The sequence below is a fragment of the Glaciihabitans tibetensis genome, from assembly GCF_003003265.1.
GTDB classification, from domain to species: domain Bacteria; phylum Actinomycetota; class Actinomycetes; order Actinomycetales; family Microbacteriaceae; genus Glaciihabitans; species Glaciihabitans tibetensis.
The window spans coordinates 299378-316299 of sequence record NZ_PVTL01000005.1; the positions used below are offsets into that span (position 1 = coordinate 299378).

Below are 16922 nucleotides of genomic sequence, written 5' to 3' on the forward strand. Positions count from 1 at the left end.
GAGACTAGCCGCGGATTGCGTTGCCGAGCTCGGTGTCGACGTTCGAGAGGGCGTCAGCGGCGCTCGTGAGGAAGCCGCTCATGCCATCGAGCCCGGTGACGGCCTGGGTGGTGCCCTGGGTGAAGAGGTCGTACGAAGCCTGGAAGGCACCCGAGGCGGAGTCGGTGACGAAGCCGGACTCGACGAGGCCATTGACCAGGGCCTGCAGCGTCGTCAGACGCGTGATGAGGTCTTCTTTACCGGTCTGCAGCTGTCCGGCAGCGTCGGTCATTTCGGTGTATGTGACGTTGAGATTTGCCATGTGATAGCCCCCGCGGTGTTAGGTTCGCGCCGGGGGAGCCCCCGGTCGCCTTACAGAACGGTATCAGCTTGGTACAGAGAATTCGTCATTTAAAGCGAATTTCCCGGCACCCGGATGGGGGATCGACCGACCGTTCTCCGAATGGCCCGGGAAACTACTCGACCTCGGGCAGCGGAAGCTGCACGCGGAGCGTCTTTCCGCGGGCGACGTACATCCCGCGGCCCGGAGGAAACTCCGAGCGGTTCACGCGCGGCAACGCCGTCTTCAGGAGGATGTCGCCCTCGATCGGATCGGGCTGCAGGAGGAATCCGCGCCGCGCGTTCTTGATCTCGGCGAACAACGGCCAGGATGCGTTCCACGACGCCGTCTCACTCTCCGCGAGGAGGAAGTGGCCGCTGCGCTTGACCTGCTTCACCAGCGCGACGATCGCGGCATCCGCCGGCGTCTGGAGAAAGTCGACCAGGTTCTCGATGACGATGACGATCCGGCCCTCGGTGTCGGGGTCAACAACTGACAGCGCCAGCTCCTTCGACAATTCGACCACTTCTTCGATGCTGGTTGCCGCCGTATCCCAGCCGAGCTGGTCAGCCAGGCCCGAGCGCGGATTTCCCATGTAGTACATGCGGGCGTCCGGGTCGAACATGCGAAGCGACTGGGAGATCGCGCGCAGCGCGGTGCTCCGCCCGGACGCGGGCGGGCCGGACAGCATCAGCGTTCCGACCGGGTCGAAGCCGACGGGCCGCAGCGTCTCGTCGCTGACGCCGAGTGCCGGCCAGCCATCGATGGTGGTGGGCAGCTCGGTCGCCGAGTACTCCCGCGGCAGCGCACCGATGGGGGCGACGATCGGGTGACGCGCGGCGATGAGTTCCGCCGCGTAGTCGCGCACGGCGATTGCCTGTTCGGAGACGGATGTCGACGCACCCAGCACCCCGATCTGAGTTTCCAGGTCGTCGAAGATGGCGCGACCGGGGGCCGACTTTGAGCTGAGAATGTCGCTCGGTACATCGAGCTGGCCGTAGGCCATGTCCTCGGACAGCCGCAGCACAACCCGGCGCTGCACGCTCGACGATACCGAGGAGGGCACGGCGCCTGGCCGGTCGGACGTGAAAGCGACGTGGATACCCAGCTGGCGACCGTCGGAGAGGATGTCCTTGAACACGTCGTACCAGACGGCCCGGCCGCTGGTGGTTTCCCAGTCATCGCGGAACGAGGGGAAGCCATCGATGAGCAGGAGAATCCGGGTCTGGTCGGGCTTACCGGCCAGGATGCGGTAGTCGCTGACCGAGGAGGCGCTGGCCTCCGCAAAGCGTCTGGCGCGCTGTTCGAGCTCGGCCTTGAGGTAGCGGAACAGGCGCACGATGCGCTCACTGTCGTCACCGGTGATCACCGATCCCACGTTCGGGAGTGCCTCGATCATGCGCAGGCTGCCCGCGCCGAAGTCGAGCGCGTAGACCTCGACCGGCCCACCCAGGTGCGTGTCTGCTGCGGCGATGGCGAGGGTGCGCAGCACCACGCTCTTGCCCGACCCGCCCGTGCCGTAGATCGCGATGTGACCGTCGACGTCGGGGGAGAAGCCCACCGGCTGCTGTTGCTGCTGCGTGGGCACGTCAGCAACGCCGAAGACGAGGGAACTGTCGGTTGCGGTGAGCAGCGGGGCGAGCGAACGCACGGGTGCAAGCTCGTCGAGCCACGGCCGACGGGGAGCGGGGATCCTGGCCACTTTCGCCGCACCCACGATCGAGGTGACCAGCTGCTGCTGGTCGGTCGGGCCGAGGTCGCGTTCCTCGTCGCCGGTCTCGTCGCGGGGGTGCTCCCAGACCGTCTCGCCACCGAAACGCAGCTCGGCGATGTCGATTTCCGACTGCTCGGGCTCGCGGGAAGTCCACCCGCCCGCGTAGCCGGACTGGAACTGCTGCAGGCGCCCGGGCCCGGTCTTCGCGATCCCGCGACCGGGGATGGAGGGATCGAAGTGGGCGGCATCCTTGATCCCCACGACGTCACTGCTGTCCGATTCATCCGCCATTCGAAGCGCAACGCGCAGGTTCGTGTTCGCGCGCAGGTTGTCCTTGATGACGCCGGCCGGTCGTTGAGTGGCCATGATGAGGTGGATGCCGAGGGACCGCCCTCTCTGGGCGATGTCGACGACACCGTCGACGAACGTAGGAACATCGCTGACGAGAGCCGCGAATTCGTCGATGACGAGCACGAGGGCGGGTGGGCACTCGGGGTCGCCGCGCTTCTCGAGCTCGATCAGGTCCTTGGCCTTTTTGCGGTTGAGCAGGTGCTCGCGGTACTGCAGTTCCGCGCGCAGGCTGGTGAGCGCGCGGCGCACCAGGTGGGTGCTGAGGTCGGTGACCAGGCCCACGCAGTGCGGCAGCGAGACGCAGTCGGCGAAGGCGGATCCGCCCTTGTAGTCGACGAACAGGAAGGTGACGCGGTCGGGGCTGTACTCGGCGGCCATGCCGAGCACCCAGGCCTGGAGGAACTCACTCTTACCCGAGCCGGTGGTTCCCCCGACGAGCGCGTGCGGGCCCTGGGCCCGCAGGTCGAGGTGCATCGGGTCGACGCCGCCGGAGCCGACGATCGCCCGGAGCCCGGTGCCGCGGCGCGCCCGCGGCAGTACACCGGGGGTGCGGTCGTGGATGGAGGTGTTCTGGCGCCAGCGGTCGATGACCGCGTCACTGGACTCCATCAGGTCGAGGCCGAGGAGCGTCACCGTCGACACCATTCGCGGCAGGTCACTCGAGTCGGCGACCATCGCCCCGGCGTCGAGCACGGGCGCCATCCTGCGGGCGAACGCCATCGCGGTTGCGGAGTCCACGAGCTCGGTCTCGACGTCGGTGATCGACTCCCCGAGACGAACAAAGGAGACGCGGGCGCTCCCGGCATCGTCGCCGATTTCGAGATAGGTGCGGCAGACAGCGGGCAGCGTCGCGACGTTGCGCGCGATCCAGATCGGGTAGACACCGGCGTCGGCGCCCTGCTCCGCGAGCTGCACGAGCCTGGCGCGATCGACGGCGACATCGTCGGAGATCACCACCACGATTGCGGGGACCGGGGACTGGGTTCCATCGGTGGTGCTGCGTGTCCCCACGTCGCCCCCGCGCTCGAGCGCGGCCTTCTGCTGCTCCATCGCGCCACGGCGTGCCGCCCGCTGGTTTTTCAGCCTCTTCGCGATGACCTCTTCGAGGGCGGACAGCACCGACGCCGCCGAGGCCGGGCTGTCGGCCAGGTGGCCGCCGGCGATCGGGCTCTGCGGCGATGAGGTATGGGGCAGCCACTTGAGCCACTCGAGTTCGCGTGACCAGGTCGGTGTGACCAGCGAGGCGACCGCAAGCTCCGCGGGCGAGTGCAGCGCGGTCAGCTGCACCAGCAGCGAGTTGACCGATCCGACGGTGGCCGAGGAGGTTCCCGCGATGCCGAGCGCGCCCGAGTCATACAGGTTGTCGATGAGGGGAACGCCCGGAACCGTGGCGTGCACCTCCCGCACCTTGTCGAGGCGCTCCTGGAACTCGGGCAGCATTTCGCCGCGCTTGACCGCCTCGATGGTGCTGCGCGAACGCATCGTGCCGATGCCGAGGCGCACGTTGAGAAAGGACCAGTGTTCTGGGCGCCTGGTCCACAGCAGCGGGCCGCGGTTCATCGCCATGTCGAGGGCTTCCGCGGTGGACGGCGACTCGCTGAGGCGGGTGGCCTGTTCGACCAGTCGTTCCTCGGCCATCTGGGCGTCGAGAGCGACCAGCCGCTTCTCGAAGCGGCCGACGGCGGTCGTCAGGTGACGGGAGTCGCGCGAGCGCGTCATAAAGAAGTTGCCGATGAGCATCATGGGCGACATCAGCACAAACAGCAGGGCGGCCGGACGCGCGAAGATGATCCACATCGCCAGGCCCATAAAGACCGGCGCCACCATGGCGAGCCACGGGAACGGGCTGGTTTCCTTCTCCACCGGAACGTCCGGGGCGCCAAAGACCTCGCCGGCGTAGCGAGCCTCGACCCGTGGAGAGCGGTTGAACGGCACCGGACCGCGGGTGTCCGCCAGGTCTTTCGCCGCGGCATCCTCCACCACGGAGATGAGCAGGCTGGTGTCGCCGATCATGATCGTTTCGCTCTGTTCGACGCGCAGGCGGGCAACGAGCCCGCCGTCGACCACCACGCCGTTCGCCGACCCGAGGTCGATGACCTCGACGATCTCACCGACTTCGAGGCGCACGTGTCGTTTGGAGATCAGCCGGTCGGTGAGGGAGATGTCGCAGGCCACACCTCGGCCGACCACCGCGGTTCCGCGGGGCAGCGGAAACGTCTTGCCCTCGTCCGGGCCGGACAGCACCGTCAGCGTGGCAAGAGTCGGGGTGTCCCCGGCTTCCTCCGGGCGGTAGTACGCGCTGGCGTCTGCGAGGGCGACGCTCGCGCCGGAGCCGACGCGCACTTCTCCGATCGGCGCGTCGGGGCGCAGCAGCAGCCAGTCGGTTTCGCCGGGGGCCGCGGTGCGCAGGGTGAGCGCGCGCTCGTCGGGCACCGAGCTCAGGCCCGACCGGGGGTCGACGCGAGCGATGGTTGCCGCGACGTCCGAGATGGTCGCTGCGGCGTCCGTGGTGATCACGATGTCGTCGTATTTGCCGCTCGAACGAGCAAGCGTGACTTTCAAGCGCATAGCGCCCCCCTAAGAGCCAGTCCCCGCACGGGGTTCACGCCCGCGCGGGTCAACCCTACCCACCGATTGCGAGGCTCCCTCGCTAAAGCGTGCGAGCGGCCGGTTACTGGCCGATGACGGCGCCGAACCGGTCGCTCATCGGGGAGCGGTGGGTGGAGCGCAGCTCATCGAGTCCGATCGTGAAGAGGTCTTGCACCTCCAGGACGGGCGCCGCGGCATCCGTCACGCCAATGCGCAGCACGGGATACCCGCGGCCCTCGCAGAGGCCCTGGAACTTGACGTCGTCTTCGCGGGGCACCGACACGATAACGCGACCGCTGGATTCGCTGAAGAGTGCCGTTGCGGCATCCACCCCATCACGTTCCATGATCTCGGTCAGCCAGACGCGCGCGCCCACTCCGAAACGCATGGTCGACTCGGCGAGTGCCTGCGCGAGGCCGCCGTCGGCGAGGTCGTGGGCGCTGCCGATGAGGCTCTGCTCGCTGCCGGCGGCGATGAGCGAGGCGAGGCGCATTTCGGCGTCGAGGTCGACCGCCGGCGGGCGTCCGCCGAGGTGCTGGTGGATGACTCCCGCCCAAGCCGAGCCGTCGAGCTCGAGTGCCGTGGTGCCGAGCAGGTAGATGTTGTCGCCCTCGTCCTGCCAGCCCGACGGGATGCGCTTGGCGACGTCGTTCATCACGCCGAGGACCGCGATAACCGGGGTCGGGTGAATGGGCACGTCGCCGGTCTGGTTGTAGAAGGACACGTTGCCGCCCGTGACGGGAATCTCCATCGCGAGGCATCCATCAGAGACGGCCTCGACGGTCTTGGAGAACTGCCACATGACTTCGGGGTTCTCGGGGGAGCCGAAGTTGAGGCAGTCGGAGACCGCGACGGGGGTGGCTCCGGTGACGGCGACGTTGCGGTACGCCTCGGCGAGGGCCAGCTGCGCCCCGACGTAGGGGTCGAGCTGGCAGTAGCGGCCGTTCGCGTCAGTGGCGACGGCGAACCCGAGGCCGCTCTCCTCGTCGACGCGCACCATTCCGCCGTCGTCGGGGAAGCTCAGGGCGGTGTTGCCCAGCACGTAGGTGTCGTACTGGTTGGTGATCCAGCTCTTGTCCGACAGGTTCGCGCTGCCGAGCAGCTGCAGCATCTGGGCGCGGAGCGCGGGGCCTGCGGTAGGGCGCTCGAACTTGGTGGCGGAGTCGGCCTGCAGGGCGTCGATCCAGGTCGGGTAGGAAACCGGGCGGTCGTACACGGGGCCGTCGACGGCGACCGTGCGGGGAAGAACGTTGACGATTTCCTCGCCGTGCCAGTTGATGATGAGGCGGCCGGTGTCGGTGACCTCGCCGAGCACGCTGGTCTCGACCTCCCACTTGTCGACCACCGCGAGGAAGCCCTCGAGTTTCTCCGGGGTGACGATCGCCATCATGCGTTCCTGGCTCTCGGACATCAGGATCTCTTCTGCGGTGAGGCTGGGGTCGCGCAGCAGCACCTTCTCGAGCTCGATGAACATGCCACCGTCACCATTGGAGGCCAGCTCGCTGGTGGCGCAGCTGATGCCCGCGGCGCCGAGGTCCTGGATTCCCTCAACGAGGTCCTGCGCGAAGAGCTCGAGGCAGCACTCGATGAGCACCTTCTCGGCGAAGGGGTCGCCGACCTGCACAGCGGGACGCTTGGTCGGTCCGCCTTCGCTGAATGAATCTGACGCAAGAATGGATGCCCCGCCGATACCGTCGCCGCCGGTGCGAGCACCGAACAGCACGACCTTGTTGCCGACGCCCCGGGCGTTGGCCAGGTGCAGGTCTTCGTGGCGGAGCACGCCGACGGCGAGGGCATTGACCAGCGGGTTGGCCTGGTACACCGCGTCGAAGTAGGTCTCGCCGCCGATGTTCGGAAGCCCGAGGCAGTTGGCGTAGAAGCTGATGCCGCTCGTGACGCCGTGCACGACGCGCGCGGTGTCTGGGTGGTCGATGTCGCCGAAGCGCAGCGCGTCCATCACCGCGACCGGTCGGGCGCCCATCGAGATGATGTCGCGCACGATGCCGCCAACGCCAGTGGCCGCACCCTGGTAGGGCTCGATGTACGAGGGGTGGTTATGGCTCTCGATCTTGAACGTGACGGCCCAGCCCTCGCCGACATCCACCACACCGGCATTTTCGCCCATGCCGACCATGAGGTTTTTGCGCATCTTCTCGGTCGTCTTCGTACCGAACTGGCGCAGGTAGTTCTTGGAGCTCTTGTAGGAGCAGTGCTCACTCCACATCACGGAGTACATGGCGAGCTCACCGCTGGTAGGGCGGCGCCCGAGGATCTCGCGGATGCTGGCGTACTCGTCGCTCTTGAGCCCGAGCGCGCCGTAGGGCTGTTCCTTGTCCGGTGTCGCTGCCGCGTTCTCGACCGTGTCGGGCACGGCGGTGGTGGGTGCGGCGATGATCGTCGCGGCGGTGCTGGGCTGCGCGGTGGTGGGGGACGATTCTGTGGGATTGCTCACGAGGGCGAAGGCTCCTGGATCGGGGGCGTACCGGAAGTGGCAATTCTACGCGGGTACGTTTCGGGGCGGCTTGCCTGCTGTGGTTGAGCGTGGTTGCCCCGGTCAGTCCCCTCCGCCTCCGCCTCCGCCATCGCCGCCTCCTCCGTCGCCCCAGCCGCCGTGGCTTCCGCCATCGCCGCCGCCGCCCCCGCCCCAAAAGCCGCTGCTCGCCCCGCCATTGCTGCCCGCCCCGCCATTGCGGCCCCTACTTTCGCTTCCGCGTGTGGGCGAGTCCGTGCTGCGGCGCCTCACCAGCGCGACAACCGCACTGATGAGAAGTAGCGCGAGTATTGCGACGATGAGGTACGCGCCGGCATCCATGGATTCTCTTTCGCTCGGGGCTCCAGCCTAGAGATGGCGGCTCGGGGAGGGAAGATTTCCTCACCGGCGGCGGCGGCGGGGGTGCACCTACTTTCCGGGCGGACCGACCATCAGCAGCACGGCCATGATGACCGCGAGAGCGACCACAAGGATGACGGCTGCGGTCACAGGGCGCCTCACGAGCCAGCGCACGATGCGGGCGGGCACGGTGTGGTCGGCCCGGGCCGCGGTCGCCTCACGCTTCCACGAGCCGTCGAGCTTGCCCGTCTTGGTGGCCCACATCTCGAACGGGAGCGACAGGTACGGAAGCACCGCACTCGCTGCGGCCAGCGCGAGCAATCCGATGCTCCACCGCTGGTTGATGCCGACGAGCGCGACAGTGAGGACGTATGCGATCGCCACCAGCCCGTGCGCGGAGCCGCCAATGGTGACCCCGAGGCCCCCGAGGTCGAGCACGTATTTGCCGATCATGCCCGCAATCAGCAGGGTCCAGGTCACCGCTTCGGCGATCGCGACGGTGCAGAAGAGCTGGCGAGGTGACACGGGTCCTCCGGTGGGGCGGGCGAGCGGATGTCGGGTGGGCGACGAGCGGTAGGGTGCACGCCAGGCAGGCGAACACGGGAGCGCGCGGTCGACAACTACGCGCGCAGCGAGCCTATCGACGGCTATCTGGGAGATGTTCGGGGCAGTCGCGCGCCGAAAGGCCACTTTGCGATTTGGTTGCGCGCCGAGAGGCCACTTGCCGATTTTTGGGCGCGCCGACCGGGCAGTCGCCGACTCTGGGCCGCGCCGACCGGGCAGTTGCGGCGCAATTTTCGCCAGAAACCGTCGATTGGCGCCCGGTCGATGGGGCCGTGCGTTCGGGAATGTCGACTTCTGTCCGATGGGCGAGGGTGCCGCCTCGACGGCGTTCCGGATCCTGCGGGATGTTGTGACGAACGCGACTCGCGCTTTTGGTCAGAATGACTCTAAGATGGGTTATCACTAAGAGTCACAGTGACCTTTAGTGGCTGCCGCGAGCGGCAACTGAGGCGGAGAAGTGGAGGGTGCGCGGATGACTACTTCGCTTGCCGTGTCGACGGTGATCTTCGCGCTGCGGCCGTCCGAGACATCCGATCTAAAAACGGTTTGGATTCCCCTGGTGCGGCGCATCCGCGACCCCTACGTGGGCAAGTGGGCGCTGCCGGGCGGGCCGCTGCTGAGTGAGGAAGACCTCGCGTCCGCGGCCGCGCGCAACCTGGGTGAGACGACCGGGCTCGACCCGCAATACCTCGAGCAGCTGTATGCCTTCGGCGGGCTGAACCGGTCGCCGGGCGAGCGGGTGGTGTCCATTGTGTATTGGGCGCTCGTGCGGTCCGAGGAAGCGGCGCGGGCGAGCGAGGGCGAGAACGTGCGCTGGTTTGCCGCAGACTCGCTTCCGCCGCTGGCGTTCGACCACAATCTCATCGTCGAGTACGCGCTGTGGCGCCTCCGCAACAAGATGGAGTACAGCCGCATCGCCCACGCCTTCGTGGGGGAGACCTTCACGCTCGCCCAGTTGCGCGAGGTGCACGAAGCGGTGCTCGGGCGGGCACTCGACCCGGCGAACTTCCGCCGCACGATCGAGGCGTCGCAGAGTGTCGTTGCGACCGAGCAACGCCTCAGTGGAACCAAGTATCGGCCGCCCCGCCTGTACCGCTACAACGACGCGATCGACCTCGCCGACCAGGGGCCGCTGGGTCCGGCATACCGGTCATCCCGTGCCCCGAGCCCGCAGCAAATTACCCCCAACCCCCACCCGCAAGAAAGAAGCACCCGGCAATGACCACAACAACCGCATCCGTCGACGTCACCATCGCGCAGATCGCGCGGGGACAAGTCGAAGGCGAGGTGTGCACCACCGACCTCGTCGAGGCTCCCTGGACGTTCGACCTCGCCATGCCGAGTTACGGACCCGGGGCCTCTATGGCGGATCCGATCCCCGCGGCATCGCCTCGCCAGGGCGAGCTGCCGGAGGAGTACCGCACCGCCAGCACACTGGAGCTGGCGGCCCGCATCGCCGCCGCGAAGCAGATTCTCGGCTCGCGGGCCGTGGTGCTCGGACACTTCTACCAGCGCGACGAAGTTGTGCAGTTCGCCGACTTCGTGGGTGACTCCTTCCAGCTCGCGAACGAGGCCAAGGCCAAACCCGACGCCGAGGCGATCATCTTCTGCGGCGTGCACTTCATGGCCGAGACCGCCGACCTGTTGTCGCGTCCGGACCAGGCCGTCATTTTGCCGAACCTCGCCGCCGGCTGCTCGATGGCCGACATGGCCGACATCGACTCGGTCACCGAATGCTGGGAGCAGCTCGAGGCGCTCTACGGCACCGAGCCCGATGCCGACGGCCGCGTACCGGTGATCCCCGTCACCTATATGAACTCGTCCGCGGCACTCAAGGGCTTCTGCGGCGAGCACGGCGGCATCGTCTGCACTTCGTCGAACGCGGCGACCGTGCTGGAGTGGGCTTTCCAGCGCGGCCAGCGCGTGCTGTTCTTTCCCGACCAGCACCTCGGGCGTAACACGGCGAAGGCCATGGGGATCCCCGTCGAGCTGATGCCGCTCTGGCGCGGCAACAAGGTGGGCGGCGGAAACGATGCCCAGACGCTGACCGACGCCCGCGTCATCCTCTGGAACGGATTCTGCTCCGTGCACAAACGCTTCACGGTTGCGCAGATCGACAAGGCTCGCGCCGAATTCCCGGGAGTTCGAGTGATCGTGCACCCGGAGTCGCCCATGGAAACCGTTGATGCGGCGGATGAATCGGGGTCCACCGACTACATCCAGAAGGCCATCGCGGCCGCAGAACCGGGCTCCACGTTCGCGATCGGAACCGAGATCAACATGGTGCAGCGCTTGGCAGCGCAGTATCCCGAGCACACCATCTTCTGCCTCGACCCGGTGGTCTGCCCCTGCTCCACCATGTACCGCATCCACCCCGGCTACCTCGCCTGGGTGCTCGAATCTCTGGTGCGCGGCGAGATCGTCAACCAGATCACGGTTCCGGAGGACGTCGCCGTACCCGCGCGGGTCGCCCTCGAGCGGATGCTGGCGGCCAAGCCCGGCACCACGATGGCGGCCTGAGATGGCTGGACGGCATGACGTGGCCGGGCGGGAACCCGCGCCAACGAAGGCCCGGGTCATCGTCGTGGGCAGCGGCATCGGCGGGTTGCTCGCCGCGCTGACCGCCAGCGCCCACCACTCGGTGACGCTGGTGACGAAGGCACGGCTCGAAGAGAGCAACACCCGGTACGCGCAGGGCGGTATCGCCGCGGCGGTCTTTGCCGATGATTCGGTCGACGAGCACATCGCGGACACCCTTCGCGCCGGCGCCGGACTCAACGTGCTCGACGCCGTCGAGGTGCTCTGTGCGGAGGGCCCCGACCGCATCGCTGACCTCATCCGCTTTGGTGTCGCCTTCGACCGCGACCTGAGCGACCCGAGTGGCGAGGGCCTCGCCCGCGGACTCGAGGCGGCCCACTCCCGCGCCCGGGTGCTGCACGCCGGGGGTGACGCGACCGGCGCCGTGATCGAACGCGCGCTCGTGGCGGCCGTGCGCGCCGCCGGGGTGGAACTCCGCGAGCACACCTTCCTGGCCGATCTGGTCGTCGAGGACGGCCGCGTCGTGGGAATCGATGTGGTGGATGCCGCGGCGGCACGATCCGGCGCGACCGAGCCCCAGCGCCCGCGCGCAACCCAGCCCGAGCGGCTCGCGGCGGACGCGGTGATCCTCGCCTCGGGTGGCGCCGGCCAGCTCTTCCTCCACACGACGAACCCCGAGGTGGCCACCGGCGACGGCGCGGCAGCCGCCTGGCGGGCCGGGGCCCGTCTCGCGGACGTCGAGTTTTACCAATTCCACCCCACCGCGCTGGCGCTGCCCGGCAACTTCCTCGTCTCGGAGGCCGTGCGGGGCGAGGGCGCGACGCTGCTGAGCGCCGCCGGCGAGCGCTTTATGCTCGCCGTGCACCCGGACGCCGAACTCGCCCCCCGCGATGTCGTCGCCCGCGGCATCGCCAACCAGATGGCCGCGCAGGGCGGCGCCCCGGTGCTGCTCGACGCGACCGCGCTCGGCGCCGAGTTTCTGCGCACCCGCTTCCCGACCATCGACGCGGCCTGCCGCGACGCCGGCATCGACTGGTCGCGTGAACCCGTGCCCGTCACTCCGGCCGCCCACTACTGGATGGGCGGGATCGCCACCGACACCTGGGGCCGCTCGTCTCTGCCGGGGCTGTATGCCGTGGGCGAGGTCGCCTGCACCGGTGCGCACGGGGCAAACCGGCTGGCGTCGAACTCGCTGCTGGAATCCGCCGTGCTCGCCCACCGCGCCGCGAGCGTGGTCCGCGAGACCGTGTGGCCAGACGCGACGGCCTGGCTAGATGCGACGGGCTTGCCAGAAGCATCGGCCTGGCCAGGCGCATCAGGGTCGCCAACCGAATCAGGCTGGGCAGGCGAGGCGGATGTCCCGTCCGCCCCCACCGCACTCACGCCGTTCTCACGCGGAGCCCTGCAGCGGCTGTTGTGGCAATGCGCCGGCGTTCACCGCTCCGCCGAGTCCCTCGCCGCGGCAGCAGAAACCCTGCGCCGCTGGGACGAAGCGGCCGAGGCATCCGACCCCCAGACTTCTCGCTCCGCCGCGACGGTTGCCGCACCCGGAGCAGGCGCCGAGGCATCCCCCTCGATCCACGACCGCGAAGACGCCAACCTGCTCACGCTCGGCCGCATCATCGTGGACGCAGCGCGGGCACGCCGCGAGTCCCGCGGTGCCCACTTTCGCTCCGACTATCCGACCGATTCCCCCGAATTTGCCCGCCACATCGTGTGGGCACGAGAGGTGCTTGCGCTGTGCTGACTCCCCAGATCATCGATTCCGTTGTCCGGGCGGCGCTCGCCGAGGATGCGCCGTGGGGCGACATCACGACGGAGCTGCTCATTCCCGTCGAAGCGCGCGCGACCGCGAACCTGGTGGCCCGCGAGGGCGGCGTGTTCAGCGGCGGTGCCGTGTTTCGCGCGGTGTTCGGCGCTGCGGCGACCGCGGGTGGCAGTGTCGTGGGCAACACTGTGGCGGTCAGCAATTCGGCGGACAGCAGCGCCGCGACCAGCAGCGCCATCTCGGTCACGCTTCTCGTTGTCGATGGTGACCGGTTCGAGGCCGGGGCCGTGCTGGCCTCCGTCACGGGGTCCGCGCGCACGGTGCTCACCGCCGAACGCGTCGCGCTCAACCTGGTGCAGCGCATGAGCGGCATCGCCACCCTGACCGCGCAGTACGTCGCGCTCGTCGAGGGCACCGCCGCCCGCATCGTCGACACCCGCAAAACCACCCCGGGTCTGCGCGCACTGGAGCGTCACGCCGTGCGCTCGGGCGGCGGACACAACCACCGCTTCTCCCTCTCCGACGCCGTCATGGCCAAGGACAACCACCTCGCGGTACTGATGGCGCACGGCGGACTCACCCTCACCGAGGCGCTGCTGCAGGTGCGCGCGCAGCTGTCGCACACCACCCACTTCGAGGTCGAGGTGGACCGCGCCGACCAGATCGAGCCGGTGCTCGCCGGGGGAGTGGACACCATCATGCTCGACAACTTCACCCTGGAGGAGCTTCGCGAGGGCGTCGAACTCGTCGCCCACCGCGCCATCGTCGAGGCCAGCGGCAACGTCAATCTCACAACGGTCGCCGCCATCGCCGCGACGGGTGTCGACGTGATTTCGGTGGGCGCGTTAACCCACAGTGTGCGCGCGCTCGACCTCGGTCTTGATGTGGTGGTGGATGTCGCGGTGCCGACGCCAGCGCGCACGGCGGTGACCCCGGCGCCGACTCCGACGCCATGATCTACCTCGACTCGGCGGCGACCACCGCGGTGCGCCGTGAGGTGCTCGAAGCGATGTGGCCCTACCTGACGGAGAGCTTCGGCAACCCGTCGAGCCACCACACCGTGGGAGAGACGGCCGCGCTCGCTCTCGCCGACGCCCGGGCCACGGTGGCCGCGTGGCTCGGCTGCCGCCCCGCGGAGGTCGTCTTCACCTCGGGCGGCACCGAAGCAGACAACCTGGCGATCAAGGGCATCGCCCTCGGCAACCCCCGCGGCCGCCACCTGGTCATCTCGTCGATCGAGCACGCGGCCGTTAGCGAATCCGCCGACTACCTGCGGCGCCTGCACGGGTTCGAGGTGACCACGCTCGAGGTGGACGGCGACGGACTCGTCGACCCGGGCGCGCTCGCCGCAGCGCTGCGTGCGGACACCACGCTCGTCAGTGTGATGTACGCCAACAACGAGGTCGGCACGGTGCAACCCGTCGCCGAACTGGCCGCGATCGCACACGAGCGGGGCGTGCCGTTCCACACCGACGCCGTGCAGGCCGCCGGCTGGCTCGACCTGTCGGTCACCGAGCTCGGGGTCGATGCCCTGTCGCTGTCCGGCCACAAACTCGGAGCACCGAAGGGCATCGGCGCCCTGTTTGTGCGCGGCAGGCTTCCGCTGGAGCCCGTGCTGCACGGCGGCGGTCAGGAGCGCGAGCGCCGTTCCGGCACCGAAAACGTGGCTGGGGCGGTCGCGCTCGCCGCCGCTATCCGGTTGGGTGACACCTACCGCGAACGCAACGCCGCCGCAGCCACCATCGCCCGGGACGGCTTCGTCGCTGCGGTGCTCGCCACCGTTGCCTCGGCGCGGCTCACCGGGCATCCCACCCGGCGGTTGCCGGCCACCGCGTCATTCGTTTTTCCCGGTACGAGCGGCGAATCGGTGTTGCTCGAGCTCGAGCGGCGCGGAGTCGTGAGCTCCAGCGGTTCCGCCTGCGCCGCCGGCAGCGACGAAGCCTCCCCCGTGCTTCTCGCGCTGGGGTTGTCCGCAGAGGTAGCGCAGACCGCGGTGCGGTTTTCCTGGTCGCCGGATGTCACGTCCGACCAGTTGCGGGAGGTCGCCGTCGCCGTCGCCGCAGCCGTGACCGAGGTGGGGTCGCTCGGCCGGTAAGACTGAGTTTGCGGAAACGGCCAGCAATGGCCCCTAACCTAGAGCTGCACCCTCCGCCACAGTTGCCGGCCATCACCGTGATTTTTCCCCAGCTGGGCAGCAAGGAGCTCTATGTTCGACGATTTTGTGTGGAAGTCCTGGATCGGCTTGCCGATCGCCGTTGTCATTGCTTTGGTCGTGACGCTGGTCGCGCTCGCGATCCTGTCGGTCGCGATGCGCGCCGCTGCCAAACGCAAGGACTGGCCCAAGGCGTTGGCCAGCGGCGCCCGACATCCGTTCCGCCTCCTGGTTGCAAACCTCGCCGTCTGGATAGCCGTCGCGCTCACCCTGCCCAACCCCGACATGGCCGACGAAGTCAACCACGTGTTCCGCATCATCACGATCGCCCTGGCCACGTGGCTGGGCGCGGGTCTGTTGTCCTTTTTCGTTGGCATCGGACTCTCCCGCTACCGCACCGACACCGCTGACAACAAGGTCGCCCGGCGCATGCACACGCAACTGGCGATTGTGCGCCGACTCGGCATCGCGGTCATCGTCATCATCGGGATCGCCGCCATCCTGCTGACCTTCCCCGGGGTGCAGGCGCTCGGCGCCAGCCTGCTGGCGTCGGCCGGCCTGCTCAGCATCGTGGCGGGTCTCGCCGCCCAATCCACCCTCGCGAACGTGTTCGCCGGCGTGCAGCTCGTGTTCAGCGAAGCGATCCGTGTTGACGACGTCGTCATCGCCGAGAAGGAGTGGGGCCGCATCGAGGAGATCACCCTCACCTACGTTGTGGTGCACATCTGGGACGACCGGCGGCTGGTGCTGCCGTCCACGTACTTCACCACCACCCCGTTCGAGAACTGGACCAGGAACAGCAGCGAGCTGCTCGGCTCCATCGAGCTCGACCTCGACTGGCGCGTGAGCCCGGCGGCGATGCGCCAACACCTTGAAGTGGTTCTGGATAACACCGAGATCTGGGACGGCCGCGCCTCCGTACTCCAGGTGACCGACGCGGTCGGGGGTTTCGTTCGGATCCGCATCCTCGTCACCGCGGTTGACGCTCCGACGCTGTTCGACCTGCGCTGCTACGTGCGCGAGGAAATGGTCGAGTGGGTCCACAGCCAGGACCCGGCCGGCATGCCGCGGGCCCGGGTCGAGATGGTGGCCGAAGCCGTGCGCGCTCAGCCTCGCGAAATGGAGAAGACCCACACCGACCAGATCGGGCTGTTCACCGGCACCGCGGACGCCGAGGAGCGCGCGTCGCTCTTCACCTCGGCGATCCCGATCATCCGCCCGGGAGACACCGCCTCGGAGCGCAACGACTCGTCGCTGGGCCTGCCGGTCGAGTCCGAGTTCGAAACGGCCGACGAGCTTCCCGACGGACAGCGGCCGAGCCGGTACTGAGCGGGTCAGAACTCGAGGTGCAGCACGATCCCGGTCAGACCGTGGAGCACGCTGGCCACTCCGGCCGAGATAGCTTCACTCGCGCGCTCCGGCGTCACCGCGGCCGGGTCCCGCTCGTCGTCACTGCTGAGTCCGGAGCCGCGAAAGGTGGCCCCTTCCCAGACGACGGCGGTGGCGTTGCCGGTAGGTTCCGCGAGCTCCGCGCCGACCGCAAGAAATTGCTGGCCAAGGTGCTGCGGGGTCAGCAACGCGAAGACGTCGACGATCCCGCTTCCGGCACCCACGACGAGGTCGGGCGCTAACTCGACCGCTGCATTGATCTGGGTTTCCACCCCGTCGTCGTCGAGCGCGGTGAGTTTCACCAGATCGACGTTGCGGGACGCGGCCCACTCCGTGACGGCGGAAACGAGGGTGTTTGTGGCGGAGTCTTCGCCGGCGGAGATCAGTACGACCCGGTAGCCCGTCGGGGGTTCCACGCCCTCCCACGATCCGGCCTCGGGGTTCACCGTTGCTTCGGGCGTGGGTGTGGTGCCGCTGAGGAAACCATCGCCCAGCGGCCCAATGCTTGTGGGCGTGGCATCCGCCTCTGAGGGAGAGGGCGCCGCCGTGCCCGTGCAGCCCGTCACGCACCCGGCGATGATCGTGACGGCAGCTGCGGCCGTCAGCAGGGACGAACGGGATCGGGCGCGCAGAGAGTTCACCGGTACAGCGTGCAGACCGAGCGGGGCAGGTCGATGACACGGGGGCACCGGGACAGTGAACGGGGCG

12 protein-coding genes are annotated in these 16922 nt (G+C 68.5%); 6 read left to right on the top strand and 6 right to left on the bottom strand.

What is annotated here, in order from left to right; genetic code table 11:
• Window positions 1-4: 4 nt before the first annotated feature.
• The 5 genes from B0I08_RS11200 to B0I08_RS11220 all read right to left on the bottom strand — a co-directional run bounded on the left by B0I08_RS11200 (window position 5) and on the right by B0I08_RS11220 (window position 8328).
• Window positions 5-301, bottom strand: a complete 297-nt coding sequence (locus B0I08_RS11200) for a WXG100 family type VII secretion target (RefSeq protein ID WP_106212825.1) — start codon at window positions 299-301, stop codon at window positions 5-7.
• Between the two features lie 154 nt (window positions 302-455).
• Window positions 456-4952: a type VII secretion EssC family protein gene (locus B0I08_RS11205; RefSeq protein ID WP_106212827.1), complete on the bottom strand. Its 4497-nt coding sequence runs from the start codon at window positions 4950-4952 to the stop codon at window positions 456-458.
• A 103-nt stretch (window positions 4953-5055) separates the two neighbouring features.
• Complete coding sequence (gene purL, locus B0I08_RS11210; RefSeq protein WP_106212955.1) at window positions 5056-7368, bottom strand: phosphoribosylformylglycinamidine synthase subunit PurL; 2313 nt, start codon at window positions 7366-7368, stop codon at window positions 5056-5058.
• Between the two features lie 159 nt (window positions 7369-7527).
• Entirely contained in the window at window positions 7528-7785 is a 258-nt protein-coding gene (locus B0I08_RS17805; protein ID WP_181243392.1) for a hypothetical protein, read from the bottom strand.
• An 87-nt stretch (window positions 7786-7872) separates the two neighbouring features.
• The gene (locus tag B0I08_RS11220; RefSeq protein ID WP_106212831.1) at window positions 7873-8328 is read right to left on the bottom strand and encodes a DUF3817 domain-containing protein; all 456 of its coding nucleotides are present in this window, start codon (window positions 8326-8328) and stop codon (window positions 7873-7875) included.
• Between the two features lie 511 nt (window positions 8329-8839).
• Between B0I08_RS11220 and B0I08_RS11225 the strand changes: the two genes are divergently transcribed.
• The 6 genes from B0I08_RS11225 (at window position 8840) to B0I08_RS11250 (ending at window position 16154) form a co-directional block, all read left to right on the top strand.
• Entirely contained in the window at window positions 8840-9589 is a 750-nt protein-coding gene (locus tag B0I08_RS11225; RefSeq protein WP_106212833.1) for an NUDIX hydrolase, read from the top strand.
• A complete protein-coding gene (gene nadA / locus B0I08_RS11230; protein WP_106212835.1) occupies window positions 9586-10887 on the top strand; it encodes a quinolinate synthase NadA in 1302 nt (433 codons plus the stop codon). The genes B0I08_RS11225 and nadA overlap by 4 nt, the downstream gene beginning before the upstream one ends.
• Window position 10888: 1 nt before the next feature.
• Window positions 10889-12652 carry an L-aspartate oxidase gene (gene nadB, locus B0I08_RS11235; RefSeq protein ID WP_106212837.1) on the top strand — a complete coding sequence of 588 codons (1764 nt, stop codon included), beginning with the start codon at window positions 10889-10891 and terminating at the stop codon, window positions 12650-12652.
• Window positions 12646-13629, top strand: a complete 984-nt coding sequence (nadC, locus tag B0I08_RS11240; protein ID WP_106212839.1) for a carboxylating nicotinate-nucleotide diphosphorylase — start codon at window positions 12646-12648, stop codon at window positions 13627-13629. The genes nadB and nadC overlap by 7 nt, the downstream gene beginning before the upstream one ends.
• Window positions 13626-14768, top strand: coding sequence for a cysteine desulfurase family protein (locus tag B0I08_RS11245; RefSeq protein WP_106212841.1), 1143 nt, complete (start codon window positions 13626-13628; stop codon window positions 14766-14768). The genes nadC and B0I08_RS11245 overlap by 4 nt, the downstream gene beginning before the upstream one ends.
• 111 nt (window positions 14769-14879) lie before the next feature.
• Window positions 14880-16154, top strand: a complete 1275-nt coding sequence (locus B0I08_RS11250; RefSeq protein WP_106212843.1) for a mechanosensitive ion channel family protein — start codon at window positions 14880-14882, stop codon at window positions 16152-16154.
• Between the two features lie 5 nt (window positions 16155-16159).
• Here B0I08_RS11250 and B0I08_RS11255 read toward each other — a convergent pair whose 3' ends face one another.
• Entirely contained in the window at window positions 16160-16855 is a 696-nt protein-coding gene (locus tag B0I08_RS11255) for a BMP family ABC transporter substrate-binding protein (RefSeq protein WP_245884758.1), read from the bottom strand.
• Window positions 16856-16922: the final 67 nt, after the last annotated feature.